30 protein-coding genes, 1 tRNA gene and 1 riboswitch are annotated in these 26,600 nt (G+C 60.0%); of the genes, 21 read left to right on the top strand and 10 right to left on the bottom strand.

Annotated features, from left to right (window positions below):
- The first annotated feature begins 90 nt into the window (after positions 1–90).
- The 9 genes from thrS (at position 91) to RAN89_RS12975 (ending at position 8,140) form a co-directional block, all read left to right on the top strand.
- The gene (gene thrS / locus RAN89_RS13015; RefSeq protein ID WP_313866711.1) at positions 91–2,025 is read left to right on the top strand and encodes a threonine--tRNA ligase; all 1,935 of its coding nucleotides are present in this window, start codon (positions 91–93) and stop codon (positions 2,023–2,025) included.
- An 88-nt stretch (positions 2,026–2,113) separates the two neighbouring features.
- Positions 2,114–2,704, top strand: coding sequence for a translation initiation factor IF-3 (gene infC / locus RAN89_RS13010; protein WP_313869396.1), 591 nt, complete (start codon positions 2,114–2,116; stop codon positions 2,702–2,704).
- Between the two features lie 165 nt (positions 2,705–2,869).
- Positions 2,870–3,073, top strand: coding sequence for a 50S ribosomal protein L35 (rpmI, locus tag RAN89_RS13005; RefSeq protein WP_087497166.1), 204 nt, complete (start codon positions 2,870–2,872; stop codon positions 3,071–3,073).
- Positions 3,074–3,098: 25 nt separating this feature from the next.
- Positions 3,099–3,458, top strand: coding sequence for a 50S ribosomal protein L20 (gene rplT / locus RAN89_RS13000; protein WP_313866710.1), 360 nt, complete (start codon positions 3,099–3,101; stop codon positions 3,456–3,458).
- Between the two features lie 113 nt (positions 3,459–3,571).
- Positions 3,572–4,642, top strand: coding sequence for a phenylalanine--tRNA ligase subunit alpha (pheS, locus tag RAN89_RS12995; protein ID WP_313866709.1), 1,071 nt, complete (start codon positions 3,572–3,574; stop codon positions 4,640–4,642).
- Between the two features lie 33 nt (positions 4,643–4,675).
- On the top strand, positions 4,676–7,111 hold the full coding sequence (gene pheT / locus RAN89_RS12990; RefSeq protein WP_313866708.1) for a phenylalanine--tRNA ligase subunit beta: 2,436 nt from the start codon (positions 4,676–4,678) through the stop codon (positions 7,109–7,111).
- Positions 7,112–7,137: 26 nt separating this feature from the next.
- Positions 7,138–7,467, top strand: a complete 330-nt coding sequence (locus RAN89_RS12985) for an integration host factor subunit alpha (protein WP_087497165.1) — start codon at positions 7,138–7,140, stop codon at positions 7,465–7,467.
- 109 nt (positions 7,468–7,576) lie between these two features.
- Complete coding sequence (locus tag RAN89_RS12980; protein ID WP_313866707.1) at positions 7,577–8,026, top strand: MerR family transcriptional regulator; 450 nt, start codon at positions 7,577–7,579, stop codon at positions 8,024–8,026.
- Between the two features lie 37 nt (positions 8,027–8,063).
- Positions 8,064–8,140, top strand: a tRNA-Pro gene (locus tag RAN89_RS12975).
- Positions 8,141–8,217: 77 nt separating this feature from the next.
- Here RAN89_RS12975 and RAN89_RS12970 read toward each other — a convergent pair.
- From RAN89_RS12970 to RAN89_RS12945, 6 genes are read right to left on the bottom strand one after another with little or no spacing between them, the layout of a single operon-like run.
- Complete coding sequence (locus RAN89_RS12970; RefSeq protein ID WP_313866706.1) at positions 8,218–8,790, bottom strand: thymidine kinase; 573 nt, start codon at positions 8,788–8,790, stop codon at positions 8,218–8,220.
- A gap of 34 nt (positions 8,791–8,824) precedes the next feature.
- Positions 8,825–9,400, bottom strand: coding sequence for a hypothetical protein (locus RAN89_RS12965; RefSeq protein WP_313866705.1), 576 nt, complete (start codon positions 9,398–9,400; stop codon positions 8,825–8,827).
- Positions 9,384–10,817, bottom strand: coding sequence for an exonuclease domain-containing protein (locus RAN89_RS12960; protein WP_313866704.1), 1,434 nt, complete (start codon positions 10,815–10,817; stop codon positions 9,384–9,386). The genes RAN89_RS12965 and RAN89_RS12960 overlap by 17 nt, the downstream gene beginning before the upstream one ends.
- The gene (locus RAN89_RS12955) at positions 10,814–11,359 is read right to left on the bottom strand and encodes an NUDIX hydrolase (protein WP_313866703.1); all 546 of its coding nucleotides are present in this window, start codon (positions 11,357–11,359) and stop codon (positions 10,814–10,816) included. The genes RAN89_RS12960 and RAN89_RS12955 overlap by 4 nt, the downstream gene beginning before the upstream one ends.
- Positions 11,360–11,362: 3 nt before the next feature.
- Positions 11,363–12,058 (bottom strand): fumarylacetoacetate hydrolase family protein, encoded by a 696-nt coding sequence (locus RAN89_RS12950; protein WP_313866702.1) that lies wholly within the window; start codon positions 12,056–12,058, stop codon positions 11,363–11,365.
- Positions 12,059–12,072: 14 nt separating this feature from the next.
- On the bottom strand, positions 12,073–12,375 hold the full coding sequence (locus tag RAN89_RS12945; RefSeq protein WP_313866701.1) for an antibiotic biosynthesis monooxygenase family protein: 303 nt from the start codon (positions 12,373–12,375) through the stop codon (positions 12,073–12,075).
- A 60-nt stretch (positions 12,376–12,435) separates the two neighbouring features.
- Between RAN89_RS12945 and maiA the strand changes: the two genes are divergently transcribed.
- Together maiA and pgeF are read left to right on the top strand one after the other, a co-directional pair.
- Positions 12,436–13,104, top strand: a complete 669-nt coding sequence (gene maiA / locus RAN89_RS12940) for a maleylacetoacetate isomerase (protein ID WP_313866700.1) — start codon at positions 12,436–12,438, stop codon at positions 13,102–13,104.
- Between the two features lies 1 nt (position 13,105).
- Entirely contained in the window at positions 13,106–13,894 is a 789-nt protein-coding gene (gene pgeF, locus RAN89_RS12935) for a peptidoglycan editing factor PgeF (RefSeq protein WP_313866699.1), read from the top strand.
- On the opposite strand, the gene RAN89_RS12930 is transcribed toward pgeF, so the two are convergent.
- Complete coding sequence (locus tag RAN89_RS12930; protein ID WP_313866698.1) at positions 13,826–14,137, bottom strand: hypothetical protein; 312 nt, start codon at positions 14,135–14,137, stop codon at positions 13,826–13,828. The two genes, pgeF and RAN89_RS12930, sit on opposite strands and share 69 nt — an antisense overlap.
- A 119-nt stretch (positions 14,138–14,256) precedes the next feature.
- Between RAN89_RS12930 and RAN89_RS12925 the strand changes: the two genes are divergently transcribed.
- From RAN89_RS12925 to RAN89_RS12910, 4 genes are all read left to right on the top strand, one after another.
- Entirely contained in the window at positions 14,257–15,957 is a 1,701-nt protein-coding gene (locus RAN89_RS12925; RefSeq protein ID WP_313869395.1) for a PHA/PHB synthase family protein, read from the top strand.
- A 30-nt stretch (positions 15,958–15,987) separates the two neighbouring features.
- A complete protein-coding gene (locus RAN89_RS12920; RefSeq protein ID WP_313866697.1) occupies positions 15,988–17,166 on the top strand; it encodes an acetyl-CoA C-acetyltransferase in 1,179 nt (392 codons plus the stop codon).
- An 89-nt stretch (positions 17,167–17,255) separates the two neighbouring features.
- Entirely contained in the window at positions 17,256–17,993 is a 738-nt protein-coding gene (gene phbB, locus RAN89_RS12915) for an acetoacetyl-CoA reductase (RefSeq protein ID WP_313866696.1), read from the top strand.
- 210 nt (positions 17,994–18,203) lie between these two features.
- Positions 18,204–19,505: an HD-GYP domain-containing protein gene (locus RAN89_RS12910; protein WP_313866695.1), complete on the top strand. Its 1,302-nt coding sequence runs from the start codon at positions 18,204–18,206 to the stop codon at positions 19,503–19,505.
- 12 nt (positions 19,506–19,517) lie between these two features.
- On the opposite strand, the gene RAN89_RS12905 is transcribed toward RAN89_RS12910, so the two are convergent.
- The 3 genes from RAN89_RS12905 to RAN89_RS12895 all read right to left on the bottom strand — a co-directional run bounded on the left by RAN89_RS12905 (position 19,518) and on the right by RAN89_RS12895 (position 21,155).
- Entirely contained in the window at positions 19,518–20,333 is an 816-nt protein-coding gene (locus tag RAN89_RS12905; RefSeq protein WP_313866694.1) for a sulfite exporter TauE/SafE family protein, read from the bottom strand.
- Between the two features lie 256 nt (positions 20,334–20,589).
- On the bottom strand, positions 20,590–20,934 hold the full coding sequence (locus RAN89_RS12900) for a cell division protein ZapA (RefSeq protein ID WP_313866693.1): 345 nt from the start codon (positions 20,932–20,934) through the stop codon (positions 20,590–20,592).
- A complete protein-coding gene (locus tag RAN89_RS12895) occupies positions 20,931–21,155 on the bottom strand; it encodes a DUF904 domain-containing protein (RefSeq protein WP_313866692.1) in 225 nt (74 codons plus the stop codon). Before RAN89_RS12895 ends, RAN89_RS12900 begins: the two co-directional genes overlap by 4 nt.
- Before the next feature lie 37 nt (positions 21,156–21,192).
- Positions 21,193–21,430: riboswitch (cobalamin riboswitch) on the top strand.
- Between the two features lie 83 nt (positions 21,431–21,513).
- On the opposite strand from RAN89_RS12895, the gene RAN89_RS12890 reads away from it, so the two are divergent.
- From RAN89_RS12890 to RAN89_RS12865, 6 genes are read left to right on the top strand one after another with little or no spacing between them, the layout of a single operon-like run.
- The gene (locus tag RAN89_RS12890; protein WP_313866691.1) at positions 21,514–22,983 is read left to right on the top strand and encodes a cobyrinic acid a,c-diamide synthase CobB; all 1,470 of its coding nucleotides are present in this window, start codon (positions 21,514–21,516) and stop codon (positions 22,981–22,983) included.
- Complete coding sequence (locus RAN89_RS12885; protein WP_313866690.1) at positions 22,980–23,834, top strand: ABC transporter substrate-binding protein; 855 nt, start codon at positions 22,980–22,982, stop codon at positions 23,832–23,834. Before RAN89_RS12890 ends, RAN89_RS12885 begins: the two co-directional genes overlap by 4 nt.
- Positions 23,831–24,412 (top strand): bifunctional adenosylcobinamide kinase/adenosylcobinamide-phosphate guanylyltransferase, encoded by a 582-nt coding sequence (locus RAN89_RS12880; protein ID WP_313866689.1) that lies wholly within the window; start codon positions 23,831–23,833, stop codon positions 24,410–24,412. The genes RAN89_RS12885 and RAN89_RS12880 overlap by 4 nt, the downstream gene beginning before the upstream one ends.
- A gap of 23 nt (positions 24,413–24,435) precedes the next feature.
- The gene (locus tag RAN89_RS12875; RefSeq protein WP_313866688.1) at positions 24,436–25,113 is read left to right on the top strand and encodes an energy-coupling factor ABC transporter permease; all 678 of its coding nucleotides are present in this window, start codon (positions 24,436–24,438) and stop codon (positions 25,111–25,113) included.
- Between the two features lie 28 nt (positions 25,114–25,141).
- Entirely contained in the window at positions 25,142–25,711 is a 570-nt protein-coding gene (gene cobO, locus RAN89_RS12870) for a cob(I)yrinic acid a,c-diamide adenosyltransferase (protein ID WP_313866687.1), read from the top strand.
- Between the two features lie 16 nt (positions 25,712–25,727).
- Positions 25,728–26,588 (top strand): ABC transporter ATP-binding protein, encoded by an 861-nt coding sequence (locus RAN89_RS12865; protein WP_313866686.1) that lies wholly within the window; start codon positions 25,728–25,730, stop codon positions 26,586–26,588.
- Positions 26,589–26,600 lie beyond the last annotated feature (12 nt).

Below are 26,600 nucleotides of genomic sequence, written 5' to 3'. Positions count from 1 at the left end.
CCTTGTGCGCAGTCAGCTACCAAATTCATAGTAAAGCGCGGACCACTCCGCGCTTTTTGCTTTTCAAGACCCTCTTTCCTCGACATCACCATGATCCACATCACACTCCCTGACGGTTCCAAACGTGAATTCCCCGGCCCGGTTACCGTGGCCGAAGTGGCTGCCTCTATCGGCACCGGCTTGGCCAAAGCAGCTTTGGCCGGCAAGGTCCGAGCCGCAGGCGAGTCTGCTGATGCTGCAAAAGTGGTGGACACCAGTTTCCAGATGACCGCCGACAGTGCGCTGTCCATCATTACCGCCAAAGATGCCGATGGTTTGGAAGTCATTCGCCACTCCACGGCCCACTTGTTGGCCTATGCCGTCAAGGAGCTGTTCCCCGATGCACAAGTGACCATCGGGCCCGTGATCGAGCACGGTTTCTTTTATGACTTTTCCTACAAGCGGCCGTTCACTCCAGAGGATCTGGTCGCCATTGAAAAGAAGATGACCGAACTCGCCAACAAGGACGAGCCCGTTGTGCGTCGCGTGTTGCCGCGTGATGAGGCGGTGGAGTACTTCAAGAGTTTGGGCGAGCAATACAAGGCCGAAATCATTGCCAGCATTCCTGCGAATGAAGACGTGTCGCTGTACCGCGAAGGCAAGTTTGAAGATCTGTGCCGAGGCCCCCACGTGCCCAGCACCGGCAAACTCAAACATTTCAAACTCATGAAAGTGGCGGGTGCCTACTGGCGTGGAGACCATCGCAATGAAATGCTGCAGCGCATTTACGGCACTGCTTGGGCCACCAAGGACGAATTGCAGCAGCACTTGACCATGCTCGAAGAGGCCGAAAAGCGTGACCACCGCAAGCTGGGTCGCGAACTCGATCTGTTCCACATCGACGAGCATTCCCCCGGTACAGTCTTCTGGCACCCCAAGGGCTGGACACTCTGGCAAGGCGTCGAGCAGTACATGCGCAAGGTGTACCAGGACAACGGTTACCTCGAGGTCAAGGGCCCTCAAATTATTGACAAGAGCCTCTGGGAGAAAACCGGCCACTGGGACAAGTACCGCGAAAACATGTTCACCACCGAGAGTGAAAAGCGCGACTACGCCCTGAAGCCCATGAACTGCCCGGGCCATATCTTGATCTACAAGCAGGGCATCAAGAGTTACCGCGATCTGCCTTTACGTTTCGGCGAATTCGGTCAGTGCCACCGCAACGAGCCCTCGGGCGGCCTGCACGGCATCATGCGCGTGCGTGCCTTTACGCAAGACGATGGTCACATCTTTTGTACTGAAGACCAGATTCAGGAGGAGGTGAAGGCCTTTACAACCTTGCTCCAGAAAGTCTACAAAGACTTCGGCTTCACCAACATCATCTACAAACTCTCCACCCGGCCCGAAAAGCGTATCGGCACCGAAGAGAGTTGGGACCGTGCAGAAAATGCCTTGGCTGAGGGTCTGCGTGCTTCAGGCTGCGATTTCGAATACTTGCCAGGCGAGGGTGCTTTCTACGGCCCCAAGATCGAATACACGCTCAAGGACGCCTTGGGCCGTCCGTGGCAGTGTGGCACGATCCAAGTGGATCCCAACTTGCCCGAGCGTCTGGATGCAGAATTTGTCGGGGAAGACGGTAGCCGCCATCGTCCCGTCATGCTGCACCGCGCGATCGTCGGCAGCCTGGAGCGCTTCATCGGCATCCTGATTGAAGAGAGCGCTGGAGCCTTGCCCGCCTGGCTCGCTCCCGTGCAGGTAGCGGTGCTCAATATCACCGACGCACAGGCCGATTACGCCCGAAGCGTGGCCAAAACGCTGCAAAATCAAGGGCTTAGGGTCAATTTAGACCTGCGTAACGAGAAAATAACCTATAAAATACGGGAGCATTCGATGCAGAAGCTGCCCTATCTGGTTGTCATTGGCGACAAAGAGATGGCAGCAGGCGCTGTCGCAGTGCGTGCCCGGGGTGGTCAAGACCTCGGTGCAATGCCCCTGGAGTCGTTCATTGAGCGCATTACCGCGGACATTGCCAACAAATCATCCTGAGGTCTCCCCAAGGAAATATTGGTTTGACGGCGCGTGCTGTGCGGCAACCGCTACAGTTTGTGTAGCAGATATTGTGAAGGATTGAGCCATCGCTACTGAATTTCGTGACCGCCGCCAGCGCGAAGAACGTAAACACCGTTTGAACCGTGAAATCATGGCCCCTGAGGTTCGCCTCTCCGGCCCTGACAACGAACCTTTGGGTGTCGTCAGCCTGATGGAAGCCCTCCGCATGGCGGGTGACCTCGACGTTGACTTGGTTGAAATTGCTGCCACTGCCAACCCGCCTGTGTGCCGGTTGATGGATTACGGCAAGTTCAAGTACCAAGAGCAAAAGAAGGCAGCGGAAGCGAAAGCCAAGCAGACGGTCATTGAGATCAAGGAAATCAAGTTCCGTCCGGGTACTGATGACGGCGACTACAACATCAAGATGCGCAACATCCGTCGCTTCTTGGCGGATGGCGACAAGTGCAAAATCACTTTGCGTTTCCGCGGTCGTGAAATCACCCACCAGGAAATTGGTTTGGCCATGCTCCAGCGCATGCGCGACGAGTTGGGTGACACCATCATCGTTGAGCAGTTTCCCAAGCTGGAAGGCCGCCAGATGATCATGATGATCGCGCCAGGCCGTAAGAAACCCGGTGGCGGCTCTCCCAAGCCTGCGGCGGAAGCTGCAGCGTAAGTATTCGGGGCAGGTCTGGTCACCTGCCCGGAGTTGGCAAGTCGCTGAAAAGTGACTTGCAAAAAGCAAACCCGGCAACGGGTGTTGCACAAGTGGCTCGGGGCCAACAAGGCTGGAAGTCGTTTTCCAGACGCCTCACGAGCACAAATGAAAAGGAGCATGAACATGCCCAAAATGAAGACCAAGAGCGCGGCGAAGAAACGCTTCCGCGTCCGTCCAGGTGGTACCGTTAAGCGCGGTCAAGCCTTCAAACGTCACATCTTGACCAAGAAGACCACTAAAAATAAACGCCACTTGCGCGGTTCCGCAGCTGTTCATGAGACCAACATGGGTCACATGGCACAGATGCTGCCCGGTCGTGGTATTTAATTAACGACGTACAAGGAGTAATCACATGCCTCGCGTCAAACGTGGTGTAACGGCTCGCGCCCGCCATAAAAAAGTTCTGGCCCTTGCTAAGGGTTTCCGCGGTCGCCGCGGTAATGTCTTCCGTATCGCCAAAGAAGCGGTAATGAAGGCTGGGCAATATGCCTACCGTGACCGTCGTACCAAGAAACGTGTGTTCCGTCAGTTGTGGATTGCCCGTATCAACGCGGCAGCCCGTCAATGCGGTCTGACATACAGCCAGTTTGCCAATGGTCTTAAGAAAGCGAACATCGAGATCGACCGTAAGGTTCTGTCCGATATCGCTATCCACGACATGGCTGCTTTTGCTCGCATTGTGGAACAAGTGAAAGCCAAACTGGCTGCTTGAGTCCGCAGCAGAGTGCTATTGATTCAGTAGCACTCCGCGCACCAGAAACAAGGGCTAGCGCTTGAAAAAGCACTAGCCCTTTTTCATTGATTTGAATCGTCAAGTACCTATTTATGACCGAGTTGAACGACATCGTTGACACCGCCAAAGCTGCATTTTTGCAAGCTGCCACGCCCGCTGATCTGGAGAACGCCAAAGCCCTTTTCTTGGGCAAATCCGGCAAGATCACCGAGCTGATGAAGGGCATGGCCGCCCTCAGCGTGGAGGAGAAAAAATCCCGCGGTGCCGCCATCAACTTGGCCAAGCAGGCTATTGAGAGCGCGCTCACCGAGCGTCGTCAAGCATTGGCCGATGCCGAACTGCAAACCCAGCTCCAGGCAGAAGCGCTGGACGTCACATTGCCCGGTCGCCAGCGGGGGCAGGGCGGTTTGCACCCGGTTTCCTTGACGCTGGAGCGCATTGAAGCCATTTTCGGCTCCATGGGCTTCGATGTGGCCCAAGGCCCCGAAATCGAATCCGATTGGTTCAACTTCACCGCCCTCAATACGCCCGAAGACCATCCTGCCCGTTCCATGCACGACACCTTCTATGTGGAAGGTGGCTCCGAGGCTGCGCCCAACCTGCTGCGCACCCATACCAGCCCCATGCAAATCCGCTATGCGGTGCAGCACGTCAAGGCGCACCGCGCCGCCGCGGGTGCCACTTCGGAAGGTCTCTATGCCGGTGAAATGCCGGAGATCCGTGTCATTGCCCCGGGGCGCACGTACCGCGTCGATAGCGATGCCACCCATTCCCCCATGTTCCACCAGTGCGAAGGCTTGTGGGTGGGTGAAAACGTAAGTTTCAAGGACCTGAAGTTCGTCTTTACCGATTTCTGCCGGACCTTTTTCGAGTCGGATGATCTGGTTTTGCGTTTCCGCCCCAGCTTCTTCCCGTTTACCGAGCCCAGCGCCGAAATCGACATTCAGTTCCAAACCGGCCCACTTGCAGGCCGCTGGCTCGAAGTCGCCGGTTCCGGTCAAGTGCACCCCAATGTGATCCGCAATATGGGCCTGGACCCTGAAAAGTTCATCGGCTTTGCCTTTGGCATGGGGCCGGATCGTTTGACCATGTTGCGTTATGGCGTGAACGACCTGCGCCTGTTCTTCGACGGTGATGTCCGCTTCCTGTCGCAATTCCAGTAATCCACAAGAACAACAACCACGCCGGTCCCGAACATGCAATTCTCAGAATCCTGGTTGCGCACTTTCTGCAACCCCGCCATCTCTACCGACCAACTCGCCGAAACCTTGACCATGGCTGGTCTGGAGGTCGAAGAGCTGAAGCCTGTCGCTCCTCCCTTTACCCACATCGTGGTGGGTGAGATCAAGGAGGCCGAGCAACACCCCAATGCGGATCGCTTGCGCGTCTGCAAGGTCGATGTGGGCCAAGCCGAGCTGCTCAACATCGTCTGTGGCGCCCCCAATGCACGCGTGGGTATCCGAATTCCATGCGCCTTGGTGGGTGCAGAGTTACCTCCGGTCGAGGATGGCAAACCATTCTTGATCAAGGTCGGCAAGCTTCGCGGTGTGGAAAGCCAGGGCATGTTGTGCTCCGCACGCGAGCTCAAGCTGTCTGAAGACCATGGCGGTCTGATGGAGCTGCCCCTGGACGCGCCTCTGGGCAAAAACATCCGTGAGTATCTGGATCTGGACGACACCCTGTTCACTCTCAAACTGACGCCCAACTTGGCACATTGCTTGAGCGTGTATGGAGTAGCGCGTGAAGTGTCCGCCTTGACCGGCGCGCCTTTGATGGCGCCCGAGTTCCCATCAGCCGCCGTCTCGATCCAGGACAAGGTGGCTGTCAAAATCAGCGCTCCAGACCTGTGTGGCCGTTTCTCCGGGCGCATCATCCGCAACGTCAATACCAAAGCCAAAACGCCTCAGTGGATGGTTGACCGACTGGCTCGTTGTGGCCAGCGCAGCGTCAGCCCCTTGGTAGACATTTCGAACTACGTGATGTTCGAGTTGGGTCGCCCCAGCCACATATTCGATCTCGAAAAAATCCATGGCGGACTCGATGTGCGCTGGGGTAAGCAGGGCGAGCAACTCAAGCTTCTCAACGGCAATACCGTGACTTTGGACGAAAAAGTGGGTGTCATTGCCGATGCGCAGCAAGTCGAATCCTTGGCCGGCATCATGGGCGGTGATGCCACCGCCGTGTCTGACGATACCCGCCACATCTATGTGGAAGCCGCCTTCTGGTGGCCCAAGTCCATCGCAGGCCGTTCGCGCCGTTTCAACTTTTCGACGGATGCCGGTCACCGTTTCGAGCGTGGCGTGGATCCGCAGCAAACGGTGGAACACATTGAGCGCATCACGAAACTGATCATCGAGATCTGTGGCACTCCCGAAACCCAGTGTGGCCCTGTAGATGATTTGGTCGCCAATGTTCCTGCGGCTGCACCCGTTTCTCTGCGTGTTGCGCGTGCAGTCAAGGTCATCGGTATGCCGCTGACCCAAGCTCAGTGTGCGGATGCACTGCGCCGCTTGAGTTTGCCGGTGCAGGAGTCTGAGGGTGTGATCACGATAACCCCTCCGTCCTTCCGCTTCGATCTGCAGATCGAAGAAGACCTGATTGAAGAAGTCGCCCGCATGGTGGGCTACAACAACCTGCCGCATACACCGCCGCAAGCGCCCATCACGGCCAAGATTCGCCAAGAAGATCAGCGCAGTGCATTTGCAGTGCGCCGTTCACTCGCCGCGCTGGGTTACCAGGAAACCATCAACTTCAGTTTTGTGGAAGAGCGCTGGGAGCACGAGCTTGCCGGTAATCCAAACCCCATCAAGTTGTTGAATCCGATTGCCAGCCAGATGAGCGTAATGCGTTCCTCCCTGATCGGATCCTTGCTGCAAGTGCTGCGCTTCAATCTGGCCCGCAAGGCGCCACGCGTTCGCGTCTTCGAGCTGGGGCGTGTGTTCCTGCGCAATGCCTCAATCAAGAGTACCGACTCCACGGTTGAAGGCTTTGACCAGCCCATGCGCGTATCCGGCTTGGCCAGTGGCGGTGCTGATGCATTGCAATGGGGCCGCAAAGAGCAGGGCGTAGACTTCTTTGACGTGAAGGGGGATGTCGAGGCCTTGTTCGCGCCCCTGAAGCCTGAGTTTGTACCCGGGCAGCACCCCGCATTGCACCCAGGCCGCACAGCAGAAATCAAACTTAACGGTCGCTCCGTCGGGTTCGTAGGCGAGTTGCACCCCAAGTGGCGCCAGTCCTATGAGCTGACCACCGCGCCCATCGTGTTTGAATTGGAACTGGATGCCGTACTTGCACGCCAAGTGCCCGTTTTCCAGAGTGTCGCCAAATTCCAAGCCGTACAGCGCGATGTGGCCGTGGTAGTGGGCGACCAGGTTACCCATGCCGACCTGGTGAGAGCAGTGCGTGCTGCCCCAACGCAAGGTTTGCTGCGTGATGTCCAGCTATTCGACGTATACCGGCCCAAGGTAACCAAAGATGCTGAAGCCGCTGCCGGTAGTACCGACCGCAGCTTGGCATTGCGTCTGACCCTGAACAGTGACGAAGCTACGCTGACGGAAGACCAAATTGAATCCGCCATGAAAGCCGTGGTAGACCAGTTGGTGACGTCGGTGGGCGCTCGTCAGCGTGCGTAATGCTTGAACCGCAGAAGGGCGCAGTCATGGAATTCTCTGTGGAAAGTCTGGAGACCCCGGCATTGACCAAGGCGCAACTGTCAGATTTGCTGTTTGAGCAAATCGGACTGAACAAGCGCGAGTCAAAAGACATGATCGACGCTTTCTTTGACCTGATCGCGAGTAGCCTGGTCGATGGCACGGACGTAAAAATTTCCGGATTCGGAAACTTTCAGATCCGCACCAAAGCGCCCCGTCCCGGGCGCAATCCCCGCACCGGCGAGGCCATTCCAATCCAGGCACGCAGAGTGGTGACCTTTCATGCAAGCCACAAGCTCAAAGAACAAATTCAGGACGAAGGCAAGACCGAGTCGTGAACTAAAGCACGGCGGCTGATTTATTTGTAGTTACTGCGTAAAGGAATCTTTGCGTACGGACAAAACTTAGAGTAACCTCTACGCTTTGTCTCGTACAGCATTGATTTCAATGGAGAAAACGCTTCCTCCCATTCCCGCCAAACGTTATTTCACCATCGGTGAGGTGGGTGATTTGTGTGGCGTCAAGCCGCACGTGCTACGTTATTGGGAGCAGGAGTTTACGCAGCTACGGCCTATGAAGCGCCGTGGCAACCGACGCTATTACCAGCACCATGAAGTTCTGATGATCCGGAAAATCCGTGATCTTCTTTATGACCAAGGTTTCACCATCAGCGGTGCCCGCAACAAGATGCAGGAGTTGCTTCAGGCCGAGCGCGATAAGAAGCGCAACGGCGAAGTTCAACTGGATGGCATGGAGGTACTGGAGCTCGATGAGGCCGATATTGATGATTTTGAAGATTCGTCTGAATCCGCTCCAGATGAGATCGCAGGCATAGAGATGCAAGCCATCAAAAAAGAATTGATGGATATTCGTGAACTTCTTATGGCGCCAGCCTGAAGAGGCCCGAATATCGAGTTATAATTTGAGGCTCGATCGGTGTGTGGCGCAGCCTGGTAGCGCACTTGCATGGGGTGCAAGGGGTCGAAGGTTCGAATCCTTTCACACCGACCAAAAGTTGATAAAGCCGCTAAGCAAAAATGCTTAGCGGCTTTTGTCATTGGGCTGCAAATACGAGCCCTATTCTCGTTTCAATGGTCGGTGGTACCCTCATAAAAGCACCGGGCACACGCCTGCTGGTAGCGGTCGTTGCCCCCTATCTCTATCTGCGCCCCTTCGCGCACGCGCTTGCCTTGGTCGTCAACCCGAACGTTCATTGTGGCCTTGCGTCCGCAGGCGCAGATGGTTTTGATCTCTTCAATGTCATCGGCCAGCGTCAGCAAATGGGCTGCCCCGGCGAAGGGCTTGCCCTGAAAGTCTGAGCGCAGGCCAAAGCAAATCGCCGGGATGTTGGCCCTATGCGCGATGCGGTGCAGCTGGCGCACCTGTTCCGGTTGCAGGAACTGGGCTTCATCGATCAGCACACAAGCCAAGCTGGCTTGCGCGCTTAGCAGGGCTTCGAAGTCCGTGTGTTCATCAAACGTGTCAGCTTGACGCTGAATGCCGAGTCTGGAGGCGATGCTGCCTACGCCACTGCGGTCGTCAATGCGTGCGGTATAGAGCTGCACCCGTTGGCCCTGTTCTTCGTAGTTGTAGGCAATCTGAAGCAGGGAGGTGGATTTGCCGGCGTTCATGGCCGAGTAGCGGAAAAAGAGTTTGGCCATGGAGGAGGCAATCAACAGAAATCGAAAAAGAAACCTATTGTGGATCAGCCGCAAAGAGCTGATGGGCGCTCTTGGCCACCTGGAGCGTGTCGTAGTATGCATACGCACCGACCCCCACCGCACCGGCCAGGGGAATCCAGCGTGAGGCGCTTTTTTTCAGCGCAGAGCCCAGCAGCTTGCCACTGATTTGCAGTGCAAGAGCTTCCAAGGCTTTCATGGTGCTGGATCGCACCACCGCCCGTTCACCGGCACGCACGGCGAAGTCCCGGAACAGCTGGGCTGAAACGTGTTTGAACAAGCAGTAGAGCATTTGGTCCTTGCCCAAGCTGCTTTGCTTGCCGTGGAGCGCGGCTATGTCCGCCACCATCTGCGCCTGGATCTTCCAGACACCCACCATTTCCGGCACCACGGTGAGCCAGCCCATCCAGCCCGGCGGCAGCGAGAGCGTGGCTGCCATCATGCTGGCTTGCCGCGCCGCTTTGCGGGCAATGGCGTGGGCGCGAACGTCAGCGTTCTTTTGGACGGTTTCTTGGCTCTCGGGGACGGCCACCACGATGTCGAGCAAGGCGCTGGCCAATTGCACGCGCAGGGGTTTAGGCGCTGTGGGCATGGGGGGCACCAAGGTGCAGCACTTCACGGGACCGCAGTCCGGTGCCAGTCAGCCGTTTGAGCAGCAATCGGTAGGTATCCAGATCAAAGGCCAAGGGCTGACGGGCAGAGATGGCGTCTTGTAGGGCATCGTCGTCATGCACCGTAGCCACATGGCACCACTGATCAAAAACGTGGATGTCGGTTCTACCAGTGTGCGGGTTGTGTTCCCGGATGCCCATGCGGCCGGGGTGGGGCCAGGCTTGCAGGCGATGCTCAGCCAATGCCATTTGCAAGCGAACACGGTGCAAGGCCGGCACTTCGCGGCCCGCGCACACGCCCTTGCAGCGCCCGATTTGGCTGGCGAAGCAGGCGCCTTTGCCGGATTCCAGCCCGAGTGCGTTGGGGCAGAGCTGGTGCGTCTCGCACAAAGTACGCAGGGCGTCCATGGCTTGACGCTTGGAGCGATAGGCGCCGTAGAGTTGCCCCATGTCAGCCGCGTTTACCTCGTCCAGCCGCACCAATTGCAGCAAAGGCCGTGCGGCCGGGTCATCGTGAAGCTTCCAGGAGGTGAGTTGCTTTTCACGCCGCAGCAGGCGGTTGTGAATGGGTTGCAGCTCTTTGACCAGCCGGGACTCCAGCAGCAGCGCACCCAGCTCGCCTGCAGTTTCGCGCCACTCGATACGGCGGATTTCCTGCAGGATGCGCATCTCGCGCGCCACTTTGGTGGAGGCCTGAAAGTGCGACATCACACGGGTGCGCAAGGTCACGCTTTTGCCCACATAAAGCGGAATGCTGCCTTCGCCGTAAAACAGGTACACACCCGGCGTATCCGGAATATCCGACACCGGGGTTTCGAGTTGCGGGGGCAGGGCGGCACTGCCTTGCAGCAGTCCCAAGGCTTCACGTTGCAGGGCTTCGGCACCCAGTTCGCGCGCGGCCACATCCAACCAGGCCAGCACCACATCTACGTCACCCATGGCCCTGTGGCGTGCTTGTGTTTGCAGACCATGCCGCTGCAGGATGGCATCCAGCCCATGGCCTTTGTGCTGGGGGTACAGCCGGCGCGAGAGGCGCACGGTGCACAGCGTTTTGACTTTGAGCGATATATCCAATCGCGCCAGTTCGTTGGCGACGAAGCCATGGTCAAACCGCACGTTGTGAGCCACAAAAACGGCGCCTTCCAGCAACTCCAGCAGTTGCTTGGAAACCTGGGCGAAGGTGGGCGCATCTTCCACCATGGCGTCGGTAATGCCGGTCAGGCTCTGGATAAAGGGGGGAATGCGTACCCCTGGGTTCACCAAGGTAGACCAGCGCGCGGTTTCGACTCCGTTGTCGATGCGTACCGCAGCGATCTCGGTAATCCGGTCTTGGGTTGCGTTGCCACCCGTGGTCTCCAGGTCCAGCACCACATAGCTGGGCAGCATGGCCGTGCTCACGCGATGTCGATGGTGTGAATGCCGTAGTGCCCGGAGCGGCGGTCGGCGAAATAGTGTTCCAACGTTTCCTTGACGGTGCGAAACGCAATCTCGTCCCAGGGGATTTCTTCCTCGCTGAAGAGGCGCGCCTCGATGGTCTCGGTACCGGGGTTGAACTGGTCACTCGTGAGTCGGGCGCGGTAGAACATGTGGACTTGGCCTACGCGTGCCACATTGAGCAGGCTGAACAGGCCCTCCAGCTCAAACTGGGCGCCTGCTTCTTCGTCCGTTTCGCGGGCTGCACCCTCTGCTGTAGTCTCGTTGAGCTCCATGAAGCCTGCAGGCAAGGTCCATTTGCCGAAGCGTGGCTCGATGTTGCGCTTGCACAGCAAAATCTTGTCGCCCCAATGCGGCACAGTGCCGACCACATTCAGCGGGTTTTCGTAGTGAATAGTGTGGCAGGCAGGGCAGACAGCACGGGGCTTGGTGTCGCCGTCGTCCGGCACGCGGTACTCGACGGCAGAGCCGCATTCTTTGCAATGTTTGATGGGGGCGCGTTGCATGGGTCAGACTATACGCACGGTGAGGGATTCCAGTCCGTCCACAGTGGCATGCAGTACATCACCACGCACCACGGCGCTGACGCCTTCGGGGGTGCCGGTGTAAATCAGGTCGCCGGGTTGCAGCGCCCAAGCCGCAGACAGTTGCTCAATGGTTTCGGCAATGTTCCAGATCAGCTTTGCCACCGTGCTGCGCTGGCGGTCTGCGCCATTGATTTGCAATGCAATGGTGGCGGCCTCTACATCCGGCACCAGAGCCGCAGGGGTGATGGGGCCTAGGGGCGCAGAGTGTTCAAAGCCTTTGCCGATGCACCATGGGCGGCCTTGCTTCTTCATGTCGTTTTGCAGGTCCCGGCGCGTCATGTCCAGGCCCACGGCGTAACCGTAAATGTGGCGGTGTGCGTCGGCGGCCAGAATGTGGCTCCCGCCGGTGCCTATGGCAACCACCAGTTCCACCTCGTGGTGCAGATTGGCGGTGAGTGTGGGGTAGGGCATGTCCACCGTCTGGCCCGCTTCTGCAGCCAGCACGGCATCAGCAGGTTTCATGAAGAAGAACGGGGGCTCACGACCTGTGTGGCCCATTTCTTTGGCATGGTCTTCGTAGTTCCGGCCTACACAGTAGATGCGGTGCACCGGAAACCGGGCGGGCTGGCCGGCAACTGCCACGCTGGCGACGGCTGGCGGGTTGAACACAAAGCGCATGGGAATCTCCAGCGTTAAACGGACTTCACCACCAGATCAAAATGCTCCACCACGGGTGGTTGGGCAAAGAACGGGCCGACGATGGCACGCCATTGGGGGAAGAGTTCACCTTCCCGGAAGCCGACCGTGTGGTCCTCCAGGGTATCCCAGAAGATTTGCAGGATGTAGCGTTCGGGGCTCTCAATGCCTTTGTTGACCTTGAATCCCTGGCAACCCTTGGCTTTGGAGATCACGTCACGCAAGCCGCGCGCGATGGCTTCATCAAAGGCGGCATTCTGGCCGGGATGGATGCGGATGTCGGCAAGCTCAAGAATCATGGTGTCTCCAAATCGGGGTGAATGGTCGAATGGTAACGGCATCGGTTTATCCTCGGTGGCATGAAGTTGTTCAGCTACTTTCGATCGTCGGCCGCCTTCAGGGTGCGCATTGCCCTGGCCCTCAAGGGCCTTCCATATGACTACGCGGCAGTGCACTTGGTGCGTGGCGAGCAATTGCAGCCCGAATACCGTGAGCTGCATCCCGATGGCTTGGTGCCCGCATTGGAGGATGCTGGCGAGGTGCTGACGCAGTCCATGGCCATCATGGAGTATCTAGATGAAGTACACCCTGAGCGCCCGCTGCTGCCTGCTGATGCATTGGGCCGCGCGAAGGTGCGGGCTTTGGCCCAGTCGATTGCCTGTGAAATCCACCCTTTGAACAACTTGCGGGTACTGAAATACCTCAAGGGCCCCATGCATTTGGAAGAGGCTGCCAAAGACCAGTGGTACCACCACTGGACCCGCAGCGGACTGGAGGCGTTTGAGCAACAAGTGTCAGCCTTGGACACTTGGCAGCAGCAACGCGGCTTGCCTGCGCCACATACCTTTTGTTTTGGAGAGTCACCGACATTGGCGGACTGTTGCCTGGTACCGCTGATCTTCAATGCCAAACGATTTGCGGTGTCCTTAGACGGATTGCCCCGCACCATGGCTGCGTTTGATGCGTGCATGGCATTGGAGGCCTTCCAAAGCGCAAGTCCCGACGCCTGCCCGGATGGGAAGTCCTGATATGGCTACAACGCACGCGGACTGGATCATCCCCGACTGGCCGGCTCCCCTTCGGGTTAGGGCCTTGTGTACCACTCGCCAAGGGGGAGTCTCCAGTGCCCCGTATGACAGTCTGAATCTGGGCCTGCATGTGGCTGACGATGCGGCCGCAGTGGGGGTTAACCGGCAGCGCTTGGCGCAGGCCGTAGGCGGTAGACCTGTGTTTTTGAATCAGGTGCACGGAAACAGCTGCGTGCACCTCGAGGCCAGTACGCCTGACGGGACAGAAGCCGATGCCTGCTACGCCACACAGCCGGGTACGGTTTGCACCATCATGGTCGCCGACTGTCTGCCAGTGCTGTTCGCGGCAGCGGATGGCAGCTGGGTGGCGGCCGCACACGCTGGCTGGCGTGGTTTGGCGGGTGTTGGCGGGCAGGGCGTGCTGGAGGAGACTTTGAAGTGTTTTAGTGCTCCAGCGCCCGTGGATAGTGCGCAAGTAGCTCCTGAAATCATAGCGTGGCTAGGCCCGTGTATAGGGCCGCAAGCGTTTGAGGTGGGCGACGACGTGCGCGGCGCATTCGTTGAGGCTTTGCCGGCTGCTACAGCCTGCTTTACCCCCTTGTCTTCCGGCAAATGGCTGGCGGATTTGCCGGCGCTTGCGCGTCAGCGCTTGCAGCTTGCGGGTGTCAACAGCATTTGGGGCAATGACGGCAGCACGGCGTGGTGCACCGTCAGCAACCCCTCACGGTTTTTCAGCCACCGGCGGGACCGCGTCAGCGGGCGGCTGGCCGCCTGCATCTGGCTCGAGTGACGTTGTCGCCTGTGCCGCCGCTTGATGCGCGTCAATGGCAGCTTGGCGCTCGGCCATTTCTTGAGCCCTCAAAGCCCGTTTGCGGCCCGGGGTGCCCATGAAATACATCATCAGCGCTACCGGCAGCACGCCGTACAGCAAAAAAGTGAAGATGGCGCCCAGCACAGTTCCTGTGGTGTTGGTGGCCTCGGCCACACTCATCATCAGGGCAACGTAGATCCAGGCGATAGGAATGATGTACATCAGGGTTTCGGAGAGGTAGTGGTGTCAGGATATCGCAGCTTAAGCCTGCCATACTTGGCAGTTAGACTAGACCCACTAAATTTCAAGGTGATGGCGTGACGCAACCCCCTTCTGACTTGATGGCCCAGGCGGCCGAGCAGTTTCAACAGGCTTTCACCCAAAGCTTTTCCAAGGCCCTGGAAGCCTTCAAAGGGCTGGATGCCGGAGCCGCAGGGGCGGGCTTCCCGGCCATGCCGGAGGCATTGCCGGAGATTCGTTTTGTGCCTGAGCGTCTGGAGGCCTTGCAAAAGTCCTACACCGAAGAGGCTCTGAAACTGTTCACCCAAGGCATGACCCAGCCGCCCGCGCTGGCGGACCGTCGCTTTGCAGCGCCTGCCTGGCATGACAATCCGGTAGCCGCTTACGCCGCCGCCGCCTACCTGCTGAATGCCCGCACCATGATGGGGTTGGCCGAAGCCGTGGAAACCGATGCCAAAACCAAAAACCGCATCCGCTTTGCGGTCGAGCAATGGATGGCGGCTGCTTCCCCCAGCAACTTTTTGGCCCTGAACGCCGAAGCCCAGAAAAAAGCCATTGAAACCAAAGGCGAGAGCATCGCCTTGGGTGTGAAGAATTTGGTGCATGACTTGCAGCAAGGCCATGTGTCCATGACGGACGAGAGCCTGTTCGAGGTCGGCAAGAACGTGGCCACTACCGAGGGCGCCGTGGTGTTTGAGAATGAGTTGTTCCAACTCATCGAATACAAACCGTTGACCGCCAAGGTTTACGAGAAGCCCTTTCTGCTGGTGCCACCGTGCATCAACAAGTTTTACATCCTGGATCTGCAGCCGGATAATTCCTTGATTCGCTACGCGGTAGAGCTGGGCCACCGCACTTTCGTGGTGAGCTGGCGCAACCCGGACCAGTCGCTCGCGCACAAAACCTGGGACGACTACATCGAACACGCAGTCATCAAGGCCATCGGCGTCACCCAAGAGATCAGCGGATCGTCCACCATCAACGCGCTGGGTTTCTGCGTAGGCGGCACCATGTTGGGCACTGCGCTGGGAGTGTTGGCGGCACGCGGGGAGAAACCGGTGGATAGTGCCACCTTCCTCACCACCTTCCTCGACTTTTCGGACACCGGCATTCTGGACGTGTTTATCGACGAAGGCATGGTCAAGTACCGCGAGGCCGAGTTGGGCAAGGGCGGGCTGATGAAGGGGCAGGATTTGGCCAGTACCTTCAGTTTCTTGCGCCCGAACGACCTGGTCTGGAACTATGTGGTGGGCAACTACCTCAAGGGCGAAACCCCGCCGCCTTTTGACCTCTTGTACTGGAACAGCGACAGCACCAATTTGCCCGGCCCGTATTACGCCTGGTACTTGCGCAACACCTACCTGGAAAACAACCTCAAGAAGCCCGGCAAGCTCACGGTGTGTGGCGAGAAGCTGGACTTGAGCGCGCTGGACATTCCGGTCTACATCTACGGCTCGCGGGAAGACCACATCGTGCCCATTGGCGGTGCCTATGCCTCCACGCAGCTGCTACCCGGCAAGAAGCGCTTTGTGCAGGGCGCGTCGGGGCACATTGCGGGGGTTATCAACCCGCCATCGAAAAACAAACGCAGCCACTGGATCCGTGCTGATGGCAAGTTGCCCAAGACGCACGCACAGTGGCTGGAGGGTGCTGTCGAACATCCCGGCAGCTGGTGGACCGACTGGTCCCAGTGGCTCAAGGGCCACGCTGGCAAGCAAATTGCTGCACCCAAGAGCTATGGCAAAGGGAAGTACAAAGTCATAGAGGCGGCTCCAGGGCGCTATGTACAGGCGAAAGCCTGAGTTTTTGATTCACTAAGAAGGAGACACCTGATGGAAGATATCGTGATCGTTGCTGCGGCCCGCACTGCAGTTGGAAAATTCGGTGGCTCTTTGGCCAAGACTCCCGCAACCGAGCTGGGAAGCATTGTGATTAAAAGCCTGCTCGAGCGCAGCGGGCTGCCTGTAGACGCCGTGGGCGAAGTCATCCTGGGTCAGGTGCTGGCCGCTGGCGCTGGCCAGAACCCTGCGCGCCAGGCCGTGATGAAGGCGGGCTTGGCCAAGGAAACTCCCGCACTGACCATCAATGCCGTCTGCGGCTCCGGCCTGAAGGCCGTGATGTTGGCCGCACAGGCAGTGGCCTGGGGCGACAGCGACATCGTGATCGCTGGCGGTCAGGAAAACATGAGCGCATCTCCCCATGTGTTGCTGGGTAGCCGTGACGGCCAGCGCATGGGCGAGTGGAAGATGGCCGACACCATGATCACCGACGGCCTGTGGGATGTGTACAACCAGTACCACATGGGCATCACTGCCGAAAACGTGGCCAAGGCGCAGGGCATCACCCGTGAGCAGCAGGACGCCCTCGCGCTGGGCAGCCAGCAAAAAGCAGCTGCAGCCCAAGAGGCCGGCAAGTTCAAGGCTGAAATCGTGCCGGTGGTCATCCCCCAGCGCAAGGGTGACCCGGTCGTGTTTGAATCCGACGAATTCATCAACAAGAAGACCAACGCCGAAGCCTTGGCCGGCCTGCGCCCCGCCTTCGACAAGGCGGGCAGCGTGACCGCTGGTAACGCCTCCGGCATCAACGATGGAGCCGCAGGCGTGATGGTCATGTCCGCGAAGAAGGCCGCAGCCCTGGGTCTCACGCCTTTGGCACGCATCGCCAGCTTCGGCACCACCGGTCTGGACCCCGCCCTCATGGGCCTGGGCCCAGTGTCTGCCACCCAGCGCGCGTTGGCACGCGCAGGCTGGAAGGCATCCGACGTCGATTTGTTTGAGCTGAATGAAGCCTTCGCCGCACAAGCCTGTGCCGTGAACAAGTTGCTGGACATCGATCCTGCCAAGGTCAACGTCAATGGTGGCGCCATCGCCATCGGCCACCCCATCGGCGCGTCCGGCGCCCGTATCCTGGTGACCCTGCTGCACGAAATGCAGCGCAGTGGCGCCAAGAAGGGGGTTGCGTCCCTGTGCATCGGCGGCGGCATGGGCGTAGCCCTGGCAGTCGAGCGTTGATTGGAAGTGTTTTTGGCTGTTGGCGCCCGTGGAATGTGCGCCGGCAGCTACTGATTTTGTAGCAATCTGATTTGAGAAGAGGAAACAACATGAGTCAAAAAGTAGCGTACGTCACCGGCGGCATGGGTGGCATCGGAACCGCCATCTGCCAACGCTTGCACAAAGAGGGCTTCAAGGTCATCGCCGGTTGCGGCCCCACGCGCGACCACGCCAAGTGGATTGCCGAACAAAAAGAGCTGGGCTTCACCTTCCACGCCTCTGTGGGCAACGTGGGTGATTGGGATTCCACCGTCGAAGCCTTCAGCAAGACCAAGGCCGAGCACGGCAGTATCGACGTGCTGGTGAACAACGCCGGTATCACCCGCGACCGCATGTTCCTGAAGATGAGCCGCGAAGACTGGCAAGCGGTGATGAGCACCAACCTGGACTCCATGTTCAACGTCACCAAGCAAGTGGTGCCTGACATGGTCGAAAAGGGCTGGGGCCGCATCATCAATATTTCCAGCGTGAACGGTGAAAAAGGCCAGGCCGGCCAGACCAACTACTCGGCTGCCAAGGCCGGCATGCACGGCTTCTCCATGGCATTGGCCCAGGAACTCGCCACCAAGGGCGTGACCGTCAATACCGTGAGCCCCGGCTACATCGGTACCGACATGGTCAAGGCCATCCGTGAGGACGTGCTGGCCAAAATCGTGGCGACGGTGCCGGTCAAGCGCTTGGGTGAGCCATCTGAAATCGCGTCCATCATCGCGTGGCTGGCGTCAGAAGAAGGCGGTTACGCCACCGGGGCTGACTTCTCGGTGAACGGCGGATTGCACATGGGCTGAAACCCGGTTGCCTGCCTGTCCAAAGCCCGCTGCTCGCGGGCTTTTTTTATGCTTTTGCCTGTGGCGGATTTGCAGAAATGTCCCCGATCCGGCGAAGGAGCCCCATACGCTGGGGTATGCTCATTCGGGAATGAAGGGACTTGCGCTGAAGTTCGACGTGTTGATGTCGAATATTGATGGGAGAACGATGCGCAAGCGAACAATGAGCCTATGAAATCTGAAGAGTCTGTGTGGATTGATGTCGCGCTGTTGCGCGTAGGGCACTACATCGAATTGGATGTGGGCTGGATGGCACATCCATTTCCCACCGGTAGTTTCAAGATCAGTTCGCAGAAACAGATTGATGTGATTCGGGGGCTGGGCAAGCCCCAGGTCCGCTATGTGCCCTCCAAGAGTGATGCGTTGCCTGAGCTTGCAGAGCAGGGGGCAACGTCCGGCGCACTCAGTGAAGCCGCCGCCGCTGAAGTGGAGCGCCAGGAGGCTGCTGCCCGTGAGCGCGAGCAGCGTCAACTGCGAGCCGCCATGCTGGCTGCCCAAGAGCGCAGTCTGGTCGTATGCGAGCGGCGATTTGCGGAGTCAGTGCGGCTGTACCGCAAGACTTTGGACATGGTGCAGTCCAATCCCAAGGACGCTGCCGGGCCCTGCAGGGAAATGGTGACGACCTACGTCGATGACATGCTCGACAAGGGGGAGGCGTCTATCCGACTACTGTCCGAGACGGCGGGCGACAAGTCTTCCATGCATTCGGTCAATGTCACCATCATTGCCTTGTTGCTGGGCAAGGCCATGGGGCTCTCTCGTGGCGAGCTCATGGATCTGGGCCTTGCCGCGTATTTGCACGACATCGGCAAGGTCAAGCTACCAGATCGTGTGCGTTGGCTGGAGGACAATTTTTCCACTGCCGAATACCGGCTCTACCAGGAGCATGTGGCGCAGGGTATCTCAGTAGGTCGCGCGATGGAGCTGGGCAATCCCTCACTGCTGGCCATGCTGCAACACCATGAAATGGTGGACGGCAGTGGTTTCCCGTCCCGCTTGCGGGGCGACGCCATGGGGAATGCCGGCCGCATTCTCGCGCTGGTCAACCGCTACGACAACTTGTGCAATCCCAGCCGCCCGGGCGCGGCCTTGACGCCGCACGAAGCCCTGTCGTTGATCTTTGCGCAGTTCAAAGCCCGCTTCGATTCAGCTGCCCTGAGCGCCTTCATCCGCATGATGGGCGTGTACCCGCCGGGCTCAGTGGTGCAGTTGATTGACGACCGCTACGGCATTGTGGTGTCTGTGAACTCGTCCCGCCCGCTCAAGCCACGCGTGATCTTGCATGAGCCCGGGGTGCCCAAGCACGAGGCACTGATTCTGGATCTGGAAAAAGCCCCGCAGCTGGGCATCCGCCGCAGTTTGAAGCCTGCCAATTTGCCACCCGCTGCGCTGGACTATCTGGCTCCGAGGCAGCGTATCGCCTACTTTTTCGAGCAGGCCGACGAACCCGAAACACCCGCCACACCGGTTTGAAGTGGGCGCCGCTCAGGCGCTCAGGCCCTTCCAAAGCATGTAGGCTGCCAAGAGGTACAACACACAGGCGAACACCCGCTTGAGCTTGGCGACCGGCAGCTTGTGCGCCGTGCGTGCACCCAGCGGTGCGGTCCATACGCTGCATGCGGCAATCACTGCCAAACCCGGCAGCCAGACATAGCCGAGTGACCAGGCGGGCAAGCCGGGTAATGCCAGGCCGGCCAACACATAGCCGCTGGTGTTGGCCAGCGCAATCGGGAATCCCAGCGCCGCACTGGTCGCCACTGCATTGATGATGGGGATGTTGTGCGCCACCATGAAGGGCACGCTGACAAAGCCACCGCCGGCTCCCACCAGTCCGGACAAGAAACCGAACACGCTGCCCGCGGCCCATTGGCCTGCAGTGCCGGGCATCTGGCGGTTCGGTTTGGGTTTCTTGTCCAGAAACATTTGGGTGGCTGAGTAACCGATGAACAAGGCAAACAGCAGTGCCAGTGTGGTCCCTTTGAGCAGGGCGAAAACACCCAAGCTGGCCAACGCGCCGCCCAACACAATGCCGGGGGCCAAGCGTTTCACCACGTCCCACCGTACGGCGCCGCGCTGATGGTGGGCGCGTACGCTCGAAATGCTGGTGAACATGATGGTTGCCATGGACGTGGCAATCGCCATCTTGACCGCGATATCCGCCGGAACGCCGCGGGAGGTCAGTATCCAGGTGAGAAACGGGCCTATCAGCATGCCGCCGCCAATACCCAATAGGCCCGCAACAAAACCGGTGGCCAACCCCAGTGTGGCGAGTTCAAGAATCAGGAGAAGTTCGAACGGCATGCAAGCGCCTGAGGTGGGGGAGGGTGCCTGCGAAGATCCACCGGACCGGCATCCTGAACCGGGGTTCAGGTGGGCGAGGTCAGCGTCAACTTTGGGTTCATCTGACGCGAGATGATCACGCTAGTCGAGCAATATTCCAAGCCCTGGCTCAATGAGCATTGGTTCAAGGAAATATAAAGCCCGGCGGGTTCGCAGACGCCTCTATTGTAGGCGTCAACCCCGAGTTCGTGCCGGGTGAAGGGCTAATTTCGTCGTCTCAGAGAAGGCGCCCGTCGTCGCTCAAGGCAGCATCCAGACGCTCCAGCAGAGAGCTCAACAACAAGGCGCTGTCGCCTTCCATGCCCGGTGCAGAGGGCGCGGTGGCAGTTGGCATTGCCGCGGGTGTGGCTTCGGCAGCGGGAGCCCTGTCAGACAGGTCGAAAGCAAGGTTCAGGGCAGCCAGCACCGCAATGCGGTCGCGTGCACGCACTTTGCCCGCGTCGCGGATTTTGCACATGGCGGTGTCCACACGCTCCACCGCTTCCAGCAAACGCGCATCACCTCCGTCGGGGCAACCCAGCAGGTAGCTTTGCCCCATGATTTGAACTTCCAGCTGTTTCATGTCGGGTCTTTGTGGGTCACCAGGTTGTCAGGGATGCGTTCCAGCAGCGCGTCGACCCGGGCGCGTGCAGCACCGAGCCGGGACTTCAGCGCATCACGCTCTTGGGTGAGTGTTTCCACCTGGCTGGTGAGCAGGGCGTTGGTACGCTGCAGTTCTTCGTAACGAAGCAGCAGGCGTTCCACACGCTCGGCGATTTGGTCGATGGGAGTCTGATTCGACATAAGGCTTTCATTGTAGGGGTGGCGCAAGCAATAGCTGCGTAAAATGCGCCGTGTTGGTGCTCGCGGTGTGGTTCGCATGCCGCAGTTCAACGGGAAGCAGGAGGGGGTGGCCGCATGCGGTGACGCCTAACCTGCGCTGCCCCCGCAACGGTAAGTGGACGTGTCGTTCCGGCACTGCTTTCATCCCGGTCACTGAACGCTTTGAACACGCGCTTGGGAAGACGATGAAGGTTGCCTCCACCAGCCCGGATACCGGCCAACAAGGTGGATATGCGCCCAGCGCATGTCCGTAACGCTCATGCCCTGGCGGGGAAGCCAGGGAGAGTGATGCAACACAAGGCATGAGACAGCGCCTGCAATGTCACGTTCCTGCCCGGCACTCTTGATCACCGCCCCTTCCTCCGGACAGGGGAAGACCACGGTCACCTCAGCGTTGGCGCGCCTGCATGCGCGGCAGGGGCGGCGCGTACGCGTGTTCAAGTGCGGGCCGGATTTTCTCGACCCCTACTGGCACCAGCTCGCCAGCGGAGCGCCGGTCTACCAACTCGATTTGTGGATGACCGGTGAGGCCGATTGCCGCCAGCGCCTGAGTCAGGCCGCGCAGGAGGCGGACCTGATTCTGGTGGAGGGCGTCATGGGCCTGTTCGATGGCGACCCCTGCGCTGCCGATCTGGCCCAGCACTTTGGCCTGCCCGTCATGGCCGTGATGGACGCCGGCTCCATGGCGGGCACCTTCGGCGCGGTAGCGTACGGTTTGCAAACCTTCCGTCCGGGTCTGCGCTGGGCCGGCGCACTGGCCAATCGCGTAGCGACTGAGCGCCATGCGGCCATGCTGCAACGCAGCCTGCGCAGCGACAGCCCTTGGCTGGGCGCCGTGATGCGCAACGCCGCCATGACCCTGCCCGAGCGGCATCTGGGCCTGACGGTGGCGAGTGAAGTCGCTGACGCCCAAGCCCGCCTCGATGCCGCTGCCGACGCATTGGCCAATACGCCGCTGGGAAAAATGAGCTTGCAAGACCTGCAACAGTGGTCAGTGGAATTCCGAGAACAAGGGTCAGAGCCGGAGCCAGCCCGCCAGGGCGAAGCGGCAGAGCGTTCTGCGCAGGTCAGGGAGGAGCCCGCACAGCGGGCGGGGGGCACGGAGCAGAGCGCTTTGCCGCTTCGTCCAACCACGCATGCCCCTGCGAACCACGCGAACAAACAGAAAAGCCTCAAAGGCACAACCATCGCAGTGGCCAGAGACACCGCCTTCTGTTTCATCTACACCGCCAACCTCGATTGCCTGCAAGCATTGGGCGCCGACTTGGTTTTCTTCTCGCCACTCGCAGACGCCACTTTACCCCCCTGCGATGCGGTGTGGATCCCCGGTGGCTACCCCGAATTGCACGCGAGCACACTGGCCGCCAACATCCGTTTGCGCGACAGTCTTGCCCATCATGTGCAGGCCGGCAAACCCGTGTGGGCCGAGTGCGGCGGCATGATGGTCTTGTTCGACACGATCACGTCCACAGATGGAACACAACACATCCTGTGGGGCCTGCTGCCAGGCGAAGTCACCATGCACAAACGACTGTCGGCGCTGGGCCCCCAACAGCTCAAATTACAGGCGGGCACCTTGCGCGGCCACACCTTCCATTACTCCACCAGCGCCAGCCCGCTGGTGCCGGTCGCGCGCACCGCACGTCCTGACCACGACCCCATGCCCGATGCGGGCGAGGCGTTGTGGCAGCAAGGCTCCGTGCGGGCCAGTTACTTTCACGCCTGGTTTCCGTCCTGCACCGAGGCGGTCGTCGAGCTGTTCACCCCGGCACAGGAGGCGGCCGCATGACGCACGACCTCTTGCATTTCAGCCCCGGTCCGCAGCGCATCGTTTGCCTGACCGAAGAGACCACCGAGTGGCTGTACCTGCTGGGTCAGGAGCACCGCATCGTCGGCATCTCGGGTTACACCGTGCGCCCCCGGCGTGCGCGGGACGAGAAGCCCCGTGTCAGCGCCTTCCTGAGCGCCAAGACAGACAAAATCATGGCGCTGCAGCCCGACTGCGTGTTCGGCTTCTCGGACTTGCAAGCCGACATCGCGGCCGATCTGGTCCGGCGCGGCGTGCAGGTCACCATCTTCAACCAGCGCAGCGTGGCCGACATTTTTTCCATGCTCTACCAAGTCGCTGCCATGGTGGGCGAGGCAGAGCAGGGTGCCCGCCGCATTGCGCAGATGCAAGCGGAGTTGCGAGCCATGCAAGCCACCGTGGCTGCCCGCATCGCAGCCGGTGCGCGCAGGCCCAGAGTGTTTTTTGAAGAGTGGGACGATCCCCACATCAGCTGCATCCGCTGGGTATCGGAATTGATGACGATTGCGGGGGGCGATGACTGCTTTCCCGAACTCGCCTCTGAGCCCATGGGCAAGCAGCGCATCATTGCCTATGGCGCCACCATCGTGCAACGCGCGCCCGACATCGTGCTGGGCTCCTGGTGCGGCAAGAAGTTCCGCCCTGAGAAGGTCGCCGCCCGTGAAGGCTGGGCCCATGTGCCCGCCGTGCGGGACGGGCAATTGTTTGAAATCAAGTCCGCAGACATCCTGCAGCCCGGCCCCGCGGCTTTGACGGATGGCGTGCAGCAGATGCACCGCATTTTCATGGCGTGGATGGATTCAGATGCTCTGACCCGTGGAGCTGCGGCATGACCGAATTCACCATCGCCCGCAGCGAGCTCATTTTGGGTGGCCAGAAAAGCGGCAAGTCACGCCGCGCCGAGCTGGTCGCCCGGCAATGGGTGCAGCAGTCAGCAGACCACCGCGCCGTCATGATCGCCACCGCCCAACCGTGGGACGACGAGATGCGCCTGCGCATCACCCGCCACCAGCAGGAGCGCGCCGAGCGCGTGCCCGGCATGAGCACGGTGGAAGAGCCCCTGGCACTGGCCGAAGCGATCGCGCAGCACAGCACACCCGCCACGCTGGTGGTAGTGGACTGCCTGACGCTGTGGCTCACCAACCAGCTCATGCCCGCTGATTTTGAACCAAATAGCCCTCCAGCGCCCATGGATAGTGCGCGAGCAGCTTCTCTTTTGATAGCAATTTCGCAGGCTCCCGGCCCCGTGGTGCTGGTGGGCAACGAGATCGGCCTGGGCGTGATTCCCATGGGACGCGAGGTGCGCGCCTTTGTGGACGCCTTGGGCCGGCTCAACCAGCAGGTGGCCGCTACCTGCGAGCGCGTCACCCTCATGGCAGCCGGTCTGCCGCTGACCCTGAAGTCCCCGTAAATTTTTTAACCAAGGAGAGAAGCATGCATATTGAACCCGGTCTCGTCGACTCGACCAAAATTCTGCTGAGCTACGCCACCGCCACTACGGCAGCCCTGTACGCAACCAAGCTGGCGGTCCATGCAGTCAAGAAAGACGGTCCTTTGGCCCTGATCGCGCGCGCCCTGCTGTGCGTGGGTTTGGTGTTCTGCTTCTTTGAAGTGTTCCCGCACCATCCGGTAGGGGTGTCCGAGGTGCACCTGATCCTGGGTACCACCCTTATGCTGATCTTCGGCGTGGCGCCTGCGGTCATCGGCCTGATGGGCGGCTTGCTGATCCAGAGCCTGTTCTTCGCGCAACAAGACTTGCCCCAGTACGGCATGAACGTCACCACACTGCTGGTACCCTTGTTTGCCACATCCGCTTTGGCCCGCCGCATCGTGCCGGCCAACGTGGCCTATGTGGACCTGAGCTACCGCCAAGCCTTCAAGTTGTCTGCCGCGTACCAAGGCGGCATCGTGGCATGGGTGGCCTTCTGGGCGATCTACGGCCGTGGCGTGGGCATGGAAAACCTGAGCCAGATCGCCACCTTCGGCGCCGCCTACATGACAGTGGTGCTGTTGGAGCCCATGGTCGATGTGGGCGTACTGGCTGCCGCCAAGGCTCTGCGCCGCCTGCAAGGCAACCCGCTGGTCAACCAGCGCGTGTATTCCGCCGCCTGAGCGTTGGTTGAATTGAAGGAACTTCACTGTGGAACTGATAGCCCCACCCGTAGACCGTGACACCCCGCGCCCCCAGGGCGAGCGGCGTGGATTGATTCTGGTGCACACCGGCACCGGCAAAGGCAAGAGCACAGCCGCCTTCGGGCTGGCCTTGCGCGCCCATGGCCGGGGCAAGGCGGTCAAGGTCTACCAGTTCATGAAAGTGCCTACCGCCCGCTTTGGCGAGCACCGGCTGTTCGAGCAACTGGGCATCCCCATCGTGGGCTTGGGCGACGGCTTCACCTGGAAGAGCAAAGACCTGGACCACTCCGCTGAGTTGGCCCAGGCCGGCTGGGAGCAAGCCAAAGCCACCGTGATGGCGGGCGAACATTTCATGGTCGTGCTGGACGAAATCATGTACCCCCTGCGCTACGGCTGGATTCCGCTGGAAAGCATCCTCGACTGCCTGCGCAATCGTCCGCCCCACGTGCATGTGGTGCTCACCGGCCGCAACGCCCCGGCGGAACTGATCGAGCTGGCCGACACCGTCACCGAGATGACGCTCATCAAGCACCACTTCAAAGCCGGTGTGCCCGCCCAGCGCGGCATAGAAGACTGAAGGCGCCAAGGCCCCCATGCACGATGTGATGAGCCCCAACCCGGCGCCCGCGCCGTTCGACCTGGTGCTGCAGGGTGTTTCCCTGCGGCGCGCGGGTGCGCCGGTGCTCAGCGAGGTGCATTTGCACGTGCCTTTTGGTGCCCATGTCGCAGTGGTCGGCCCCAACGGGTCTGGCAAAACCACCTTGCTGCAGGTCATGGCGGGCCGCCTGGCGCCCCATGGCGGGCGAGTCCTGCTGGGCGGGCACAACCTGGCCAGTCTGAGTGGCCCGCAGCGGGCCCGGCAACTGGCTGTGGTGCACCAGCATGAGCAGGTGCACGGTCAGTTGCGTGTCCGCGACTACGTTGCCCTGGGCCGCACGCCCCATGGAGACATGCACCGGGAGCAGGGCGCTGCGGTGGTGCAAAGCGCCTTGCAGCGGTGTCGCCTGCACGCGTCGCAAGACCGGCAGATGCGCACCCTGTCGGGGGGCGAACAGCAGCGGGCTGCGATTGCACGTGCCTTGGCCCAGGAGCCCCGCATCCTGCTGCTTGACGAACCCACCAACCATCTTGACTTGCGCACCCGGGCCGACATGCTGGACCTTCTGACCGAACTGGGCGTCACCGTGGTAGCAGCACTGCATGAACTCAGCCTGGTCCAGCGCTTTGCCCACCAGGTGGTGGTCATCGGAGCGGGGCGGGTGGTGGCACAGGGCGTACCCTCGGAAGTGCTCACCCAGGAGCTGGTGCGCGGCCATTTTGAGATGGACGTTTTTTATCTGCCCCTGCCGCACCGCGAGCACGAGATCGCCGTGTTTGAATCCCCCCAGTCCGGAAAACCGGAAGGGCGCGTACCCGCAAGTCCCCCGGGCCTGTCTTCGCCCGTTTCCGGTTGAATGAATGATGAA

Source organism: Rhodoferax mekongensis (assembly GCF_032191775.1).
GTDB lineage: Bacteria > Pseudomonadota > Gammaproteobacteria > Burkholderiales > Burkholderiaceae_C > Allorhodoferax > Allorhodoferax mekongensis.
This window is presented reverse-complemented; position numbering and strand designations above follow the sequence as displayed.

Coding starts and splice junctions, on each gene's coding strand:
- pgeF (WP_313866699.1), top strand. CDS start 13,106: ATGGCTACAACGCACGCGGACTGGATCATCCCCGACTGGCCGGCTCCC.
- RAN89_RS12950 (WP_313866702.1), bottom strand. CDS start 12,058: ATGCGCTTTGTGTTCAACCCGCCAGCCGTCGCCAGCGTGGCAGTTGCC.
- RAN89_RS12890 (WP_313866691.1), top strand. CDS start 21,514: ATGTCACGTTCCTGCCCGGCACTCTTGATCACCGCCCCTTCCTCCGGA.
- RAN89_RS12905 (WP_313866694.1), bottom strand. CDS start 20,333: ATGCCGTTCGAACTTCTCCTGATTCTTGAACTCGCCACACTGGGGTTG.
- RAN89_RS12970 (WP_313866706.1), bottom strand. CDS start 8,790: ATGGCCAAACTCTTTTTCCGCTACTCGGCCATGAACGCCGGCAAATCC.
- RAN89_RS12910 (WP_313866695.1), top strand. CDS start 18,204: ATGAAATCTGAAGAGTCTGTGTGGATTGATGTCGCGCTGTTGCGCGTA.
- maiA (WP_313866700.1), top strand. CDS start 12,436: ATGAAGTTGTTCAGCTACTTTCGATCGTCGGCCGCCTTCAGGGTGCGC.
- RAN89_RS12865 (WP_313866686.1), top strand. CDS start 25,728: ATGCACGATGTGATGAGCCCCAACCCGGCGCCCGCGCCGTTCGACCTG.
- RAN89_RS12980 (WP_313866707.1), top strand. CDS start 7,577: ATGGAGAAAACGCTTCCTCCCATTCCCGCCAAACGTTATTTCACCATC.
- RAN89_RS12985 (WP_087497165.1), top strand. CDS start 7,138: ATGGAATTCTCTGTGGAAAGTCTGGAGACCCCGGCATTGACCAAGGCG.
- RAN89_RS12920 (WP_313866697.1), top strand. CDS start 15,988: ATGGAAGATATCGTGATCGTTGCTGCGGCCCGCACTGCAGTTGGAAAA.
- RAN89_RS12900 (WP_313866693.1), bottom strand. CDS start 20,934: ATGAAACAGCTGGAAGTTCAAATCATGGGGCAAAGCTACCTGCTGGGT.
- pheT (WP_313866708.1), top strand. CDS start 4,676: ATGCAATTCTCAGAATCCTGGTTGCGCACTTTCTGCAACCCCGCCATC.
- phbB (WP_313866696.1), top strand. CDS start 17,256: ATGAGTCAAAAAGTAGCGTACGTCACCGGCGGCATGGGTGGCATCGGA.
- rplT (WP_313866710.1), top strand. CDS start 3,099: ATGCCTCGCGTCAAACGTGGTGTAACGGCTCGCGCCCGCCATAAAAAA.
- pheS (WP_313866709.1), top strand. CDS start 3,572: ATGACCGAGTTGAACGACATCGTTGACACCGCCAAAGCTGCATTTTTG.
- RAN89_RS12885 (WP_313866690.1), top strand. CDS start 22,980: ATGACGCACGACCTCTTGCATTTCAGCCCCGGTCCGCAGCGCATCGTT.
- RAN89_RS12945 (WP_313866701.1), bottom strand. CDS start 12,375: ATGATTCTTGAGCTTGCCGACATCCGCATCCATCCCGGCCAGAATGCC.
- thrS (WP_313866711.1), top strand. CDS start 91: ATGATCCACATCACACTCCCTGACGGTTCCAAACGTGAATTCCCCGGC.
- rpmI (WP_087497166.1), top strand. CDS start 2,870: ATGCCCAAAATGAAGACCAAGAGCGCGGCGAAGAAACGCTTCCGCGTC.
- RAN89_RS12880 (WP_313866689.1), top strand. CDS start 23,831: ATGACCGAATTCACCATCGCCCGCAGCGAGCTCATTTTGGGTGGCCAG.
- RAN89_RS12965 (WP_313866705.1), bottom strand. CDS start 9,400: ATGCCCACAGCGCCTAAACCCCTGCGCGTGCAATTGGCCAGCGCCTTG.
- RAN89_RS12875 (WP_313866688.1), top strand. CDS start 24,436: ATGCATATTGAACCCGGTCTCGTCGACTCGACCAAAATTCTGCTGAGC.
- RAN89_RS12895 (WP_313866692.1), bottom strand. CDS start 21,155: ATGTCGAATCAGACTCCCATCGACCAAATCGCCGAGCGTGTGGAACGC.
- RAN89_RS12955 (WP_313866703.1), bottom strand. CDS start 11,359: ATGCAACGCGCCCCCATCAAACATTGCAAAGAATGCGGCTCTGCCGTC.
- RAN89_RS12930 (WP_313866698.1), bottom strand. CDS start 14,137: ATGTACATCATTCCTATCGCCTGGATCTACGTTGCCCTGATGATGAGT.
- RAN89_RS12925 (WP_313869395.1), top strand. CDS start 14,257: ATGGCCCAGGCGGCCGAGCAGTTTCAACAGGCTTTCACCCAAAGCTTT.